The 925-nt window shown below is 41.4% G+C and carries 1 protein-coding gene; it reads left to right on the top strand.

The genetic code is table 11. From position 1 onward, the window contains the following. Positions 1-120: 120 nt before the first annotated feature. Entirely contained in the window at positions 121-864 is a 744-nt protein-coding gene (locus tag AB4517_RS22725) for a TetR/AcrR family transcriptional regulator (RefSeq protein ID WP_017064637.1), read from the top strand. Positions 865-925 lie beyond the last annotated feature (61 nt).

The raw sequence follows: 925 nt of genomic DNA, 5'->3' as shown, positions 1-925 counted from the left end.
TTACACAGGTGGGCAGTATATTTAATATTAAATAATTCTCAAGATTTACTTTCCACTTGTGCAGTATTTTTTATTTCAGTAAAAACAGTGTAGAATGTTGTAATCAGGTAATTATGTGAAATGAAGATGACCGAAAAGAAGCAAGGTAGAAGAAGTGCAAAAGACGCCGAAGAGACGCGTTTTTTGATCATGAGCGTTGCCGCAGACATGTTCTGTGACTTTGGCTACGATCGTGTATCACTGCGAAACATCAGTGAAAAGGCAGGCGTCTCGCATAGCCTTATCCGCCACCACTTTGGTAGCAAAGAAAAGATTTGGCATGCAATAAGTGATTGTTTACACGATTATTTTCAGTCTTACATCAGTAAGATTATGGAAGAGCTGCCAAAAGATGTTGCGCCAAATATCGCTATCTACCTGTTTAGCATGCGTCTGTTCACCAACATGATTCACTCACGTAGGCCAATGCAGCTTATTTCAGACTCTGTTCGCCAAGAAGACAACCTAGTTGATTACTTCATCGACAATGTCGGCGATGTTGAAAAAGAGATTAACGGGCTTGCCGCTGAGTACAATGCAGCTAACCCAGACAAAATGATCAACATTTACGAAGTTAAATGGCAAATGATCATGTACGCAAACGGCGCTGTATGCCTCACTCCCTTTATGGAAAGCACTTGGAATGAAGGTGATATGGTCACCTCACCCGAAGACGCCCTACTTAAGCATTGGCAGCTTTTCAACACGCAGATGGTCAGCAAGTTCAATATTGATGAAGAGTGGGCTCTAAATCCAACCTCGATTGAAGAGCTGATTTATGAAGTGCCATGTGAATGGAAGTGTAACCAGGAACATAAAGCTTAATCGGGTTCATAACCATTATGAGCTTATAAGATACAAAAACGCGCCGTTACAGAAGTCACTG

The sequence above is a fragment of the Vibrio sp. 10N.222.52.C3 genome (assembly GCF_041474195.1).
In the GTDB taxonomy this organism is placed as follows: Bacteria; Pseudomonadota; Gammaproteobacteria; order Enterobacterales; family Vibrionaceae; genus Vibrio; species Vibrio crassostreae_C.
This window is presented reverse-complemented; position numbering and strand designations above follow the sequence as displayed.

What these genes read in the sequence shown, in the direction of transcription:
- AB4517_RS22725 (WP_017064637.1), top strand. Translation starts at nt 121, where the DNA reads ATGAAGATGACCGAAAAGAAGCAAGGTAGAAGAAGTGCAAAAGACGCC.